The sequence below is a fragment of the Bradyrhizobium sp. genome, from assembly GCF_016462955.1.
Classification (GTDB): domain Bacteria; phylum Pseudomonadota; class Alphaproteobacteria; order Rhizobiales; family Xanthobacteraceae; genus Bradyrhizobium.
In genome coordinates, this window is sequence record NZ_JAEMSD010000275.1 from 1 (window position 1) to 4,607 (window position 4,607).

Here is a 4,607-nt window from a genome sequence, read left to right on the forward strand (position 1 = left end):
GAAGAAGATCCAGGTGTCCTGCGAGACTTCCGTGATGAAGGTGTCGACCAGCGGGCGTCCCATCGGCTTGGCATAGACGGTGGCGAAATGCGCATCCGGCAGCATCTCGCGCACCATTCTGCCGGTCTTGCCGGTGTCGACGAGGTCGTCGACGATCAACAGTCCCTTGCCGGTACCGCCGCCGAGCGTCATGGTCGCCTCGGAAATGCCCTTGAGCACCTGGAGCTCGCCCTGCTTGTTGTGGTCGTAGCTGGCGATGCAAACCGTGTCGATCACGCGCACGCCTAACTCGCGCGCCACGATCGCGGCCGGCACCAGGCCGCCACGGGTGATCGCGATCACCGCGTGGAACGGACCGACCTCGTTGAGCCGCCAGGTCAGCGCCCGGCAGTCCCGGTGGAACTGGTCCCACGAGACCGGAAAGGCCCTGCCCGCCCGCTCCTGCGCACTCAGTTCCGGTGCTTCACCAGCCATTGTCGTCTCCTGCTGCGTCAGGGCGGTGCTAGCGTGTGACGTTCAATCCCGCCAGCATTTCCTTCACCGCCGTCATCGCCGCCGCCAGCTTCTCCGGATCGCGCGAGCGCACCACCAGATTGGTGTTGGGCTTCTGCTCCTCGTCCATGAAGGGATAGCTGCCGATGATGGTGTCGGGATGGGCGGCGGCGATCTCCCGCAGCGGGCCGCCGATGTCGCCCTCACGCGCATTGGCGCGAACCTGCTCGGAGAGCATGCGCACGCCCGATTTCAGCTTGGGCGCGACGATGTCCATCATTGCCTGCATGATCGCCGGCACGCCGGCCATGACGATGACATTGCCGATCTTGAAGCCGGGCGCAAGGATGGTCGCGCTCTGGATCAGCTCGGCACCGTCGGGAATGCGGGCCATGCGCAGGCGGGCTTCGTTGAGGTCCTGCTCGCTCCAGCGCTCGCGGAAGCGGGCGACGACCTCCGGATGGTGGTCGATACCGACGCCGAACGCCTTGGCGACGGCATCGGCGGTGATGTCGTCATGCGTCGGTCCGATGCCGCCCGTCGTGAAAACGTAGGTGTAGCGATGCCGCAGTGCGTCCAGGGCCGCGATGATGTCGGCCTCGTCGTCGGAGACGACCCTGACCTCCTTCAGGTCGATGCCGATATTGGTCAGGTATTCGGCGATGAAGCCGATATTCTTGTCCTTGGTCCGGCCCGACAGGATTTCGTCCCCAATGACCAGAATGCCCGCCGTGACGATGTCGCTCATGCCTTAAGTCCCTCACCTGTGACGCCGACTTTGCCGAGGTAACGCGTTGAAGTCACGTGGTTTTGCTTCCGAAATAAGCAGTCCTCAGCCATTTTTTCAGGCAGGCCGCCGGCCCTCGCCGGCAAATGCCCCTCCTCCATGCTTATCGCGCTGGCCCGGCCCTTGCTACCACATCAAAGTCATGCACTCTTGCCGCATGGCCACAGGTCGTTGCGGTCTTCAACAAGGCCGAACGACCCGACCGGTGCCGCTACGCCTGGGGGAGAGCAGTCGGGATCTATGGCAGTCGCGTTTGACGAAATGAATATTCCCGGCGGGGATCTTCGTCCCGCCTATCAGGAGCTCGCCCGCTGGCTAAAGGAGACGCCTCCAGAGGCGCTCGAATATCGCCGTCAGGAAGCCGAACTCCTATTCCGCCGCATCGGCATCACCTTCGCGGTGTACGGGGATTCGGAATCGACCGAACGCCTGATCCCCTTCGACGTGATCCCGCGGATCATGTCCGGCAACGAATGGGCGCGGCTGGAGAAGGGCCTGAAGCAGCGCGTGCGCGCGCTCAACATGTTCCTGCGCGACATCTATCATGGACGCGACATCCTCCGCGCCGAAATCGTGCCCGACGATCTGATCTTCCAGAACCCGGTGTTCCGGCCCGAGATGAACGGCCAGCAGGTGCCGCACGACGTCTACGTGCACATCGCCGGCATCGACATCGTCCGCGTCGACGCCGAGGACTTCATCGTGCTCGAGGACAACGCCCGCACCCCGTCGGGCGTGTCCTACATGCTGGAAAACCGCGAGATCATGATGCGGCTGTTTCCGGATCTGTTCGCCCGCCACAAGGTGGCGCCGGTCGAGCGCTACCCGGACGAGCTGCTCTCGGCGCTCCGCTCGGTCGCGCCGCAAAGCGCCTCCGGCGAGCCGACCGTGGCCCTGCTTACGCCCGGCGTCTACAACTCAGCCTATTACGAGCACTCGTTCCTGGCCGACAAGCTCGGCATCGAGCTGGTCGAAGGCCGCGACCTCGTGGTCAAGAACAACGAAGTATTCATGCGGACGACGGAAGGGCTGAAGCGGGTCGACGTGATCTATCGCCGTGTCGACGACGATTTCCTCGATCCCCTCACCTTCCGTCCCGACTCCGTGCTCGGCGTGCCCGGCCTGATGTCGGCCTACGCTGCCGGCAACATCACGCTCGCCAACGCCGTCGGCACCGGCATCGCCGACGACAAGGCGATCTACTCCTACATGCCCGACATCGTGAAGTTCTATCTCGGCGAGGAGCCGATCCTGAAGAACGTGCCGACCTGGCGCTGCCGCGAGCCGAAGGACCTCGCCTATGTGCTGGACAATCTGAGCGAACTCGTCGTCAAGGAAGTGCACGGCTCGGGCGGCTACGGCATGCTGATCGGCCCTGCTGCGACCAAAGCGACGATCGAAGCGTTCCGCGACAAGCTCAAGCGCGAGCCGGAAGGCTTCATCGCGCAGCCGACGCTGGCGCTCTCGACCTGCCCGACCTGCACCGCATCGGGCCTTGCCCCGCGGCATGTCGATCTCAGGCCCTTCGTGCTCACGGGCAGCAAGAGCACCACCATCGTGCCCGGCGGTCTCACCCGCGTCGCGCTCAAGGAAGGCTCGCTGGTGGTCAATTCGAGCCAGGGCGGCGGCACCAAAGACACCTGGATCCTGGACGAGTAGAGAGATGCTGTCGCGCACCGCCGAAAACCTCTACTGGCTCGCCCGCTACGTCGAACGGGCCGAATATCTCGCGCGCACCATCGATGCGACGCTGCGCGTCACCGCGCTTCCCGCCGCCTATATCGGCAAGACCAATGAATGGGATTCGGCGCTGCTCACCGCCGGCGTCGCCGCCAGCTTCTATCAAGCCTATGAGGAAGCCAACGAGCACAATGTCGTCGAATATCTCTCGTTCTCGCCGAACAACCCGTCCTCGATCCGGAACTGCATCGAGGCGGCCCGGCTGAACTCCCGCTCGGTGCGCACCGCACTCACCAGCGAGATGTGGGACACCATCAACTCGGCCTGGATCGAGCTCCAGGCGGTCTGGAGCAAGGGCACCTCGACGCGCGAGGACCTCGCCAAATTCCTCCGCTTCGTGCAGGAGACCTCGCTGCGCTTCGACGGCTCGGCCTACCGGACCATGCTGCGCAACGACGCCTATTGGTTCTCGCGCATGGGCGTGCACCTCGAGCGCGCCGACAACACCGCCCGCATCCTCGACGTGAAGTACCATGTGCTGCTGCCCGAGGAGGAGCATGTCGGCGGCCCGCTCGACTTCTACCAGTGGAGCTCGATCCTGCGCTCGGTCTCGGCGCTGACCGCCTATCACTGGGTCTATCGCGAGACGCTGAAGCCGTGGCTGATCGCGGACCTCCTGATCCTCAACGACACGCTGCCGCGCTCGCTGGCGAGCTGCTACGGCAACCTCGTGCGCAACCTCGACCAGATCGGCGTCGCCTATGGCCGCCAGGGCCCGGCCCAACGCCACGCCCGCGGCATCCGCAACCGGCTGGAACACAGCAACATGAACGACATTTTCCAGCATGGCGTGCATGAATTCATTCAGGAATTCATCTCCGACAATTCCAGGCTGGGCGAAATCATCACGAAGCAGTATTTGATCTAGTCAGACTGAAACCTTCACCCTTCGTCATTCCGGGGCGATGCGAAGCATCGAACCCGGAATCTCGAGATTCCGGGTCTGGCGCTTCGCGCCATCCCGGAATGACCGTCTAGAAACACCATGCGCCTGCGAATCCTGCACACCACGACCTATCGCTACGAGCCGCCGGCCTCCGGCGTGATCCAGATTCTGCGCATGACGCCGGGCAGCCATGATGGGCAATACGTCGCGGAATGGCAGATCGACGTCTCCACCGACACCAAGCTCGAGATGCACGAGGACGCGTTCGGCAACGTCACCCATGTGCTGTCCTGCGGGCCCGTCGGCGACATCCAGATCACCGCCGAAGGGCTGATCGAGACCAACGACACCGGCGGCGTGCTGCGCGGCGCCGACGAGCGTTTCCCGGCCGGCATGTTCCTGCGCGCCACCGACCTCACCGCCGTCAATCCGGCGATGACGGCGGTCGCGCGCCAGCTGCGCAGCGAGGCCGAGAGCGACACGCTCGGCTTCCTGCACGCGCTGATGACCGAGATCGGCGATCACATGACGTTCGATGAGGACCCCACCAACAGCGGAACGTCAGCGGCCGAGGCGTTCACGCTCAAGCGCGGCGTTTGCCAGGATTACGCGCACATCTTCATCGCCTGCGCCCGGGCCGGCGGCGTGCCGGCGCGCTTCGTCTCCGGCCATTTCCTGCGGGCAGACGACACGGTGCATCAG

The 4,607-nt window shown here is 64.3% G+C and carries 5 protein-coding genes; 3 read left to right on the forward strand and 2 right to left on the reverse strand.

Features of this window, described 5'->3' with window-relative positions:
- Together gpt and JHD07_RS24355 are read right to left on the reverse strand one after the other, a co-directional pair.
- Positions 1-474: xanthine phosphoribosyltransferase (gene gpt, locus JHD07_RS24350; RefSeq protein WP_291626676.1), on the reverse strand; the 474-nt coding region annotated here is incomplete at its 3' end.
- A 28-nt stretch (positions 475-502) separates the two neighbouring features.
- Positions 503-1,240 carry a molybdopterin-binding protein gene (locus tag JHD07_RS24355; RefSeq protein WP_291626679.1) on the reverse strand — a complete coding sequence of 246 codons (738 nt, stop codon included), beginning with the start codon at positions 1,238-1,240 and terminating at the stop codon, positions 503-505.
- Positions 1,241-1,519: 279 nt separating this feature from the next.
- On the opposite strand from JHD07_RS24355, the gene JHD07_RS24360 reads away from it, so the two are divergent.
- From JHD07_RS24360 to JHD07_RS24370, 3 genes are all read left to right on the forward strand, one after another.
- Complete coding sequence (locus JHD07_RS24360) at positions 1,520-2,938, forward strand: circularly permuted type 2 ATP-grasp protein (RefSeq protein WP_291626681.1); 1,419 nt, start codon at positions 1,520-1,522, stop codon at positions 2,936-2,938.
- Positions 2,939-2,942: 4 nt separating this feature from the next.
- Entirely contained in the window at positions 2,943-3,887 is a 945-nt protein-coding gene (locus tag JHD07_RS24365; protein ID WP_291626682.1) for an alpha-E domain-containing protein, read from the forward strand.
- A 117-nt stretch (positions 3,888-4,004) separates the two neighbouring features.
- A partial coding sequence (locus JHD07_RS24370) for a transglutaminase family protein (protein ID WP_291626684.1) occupies positions 4,005-4,607 on the forward strand: 603 nt, incomplete at its 3' end.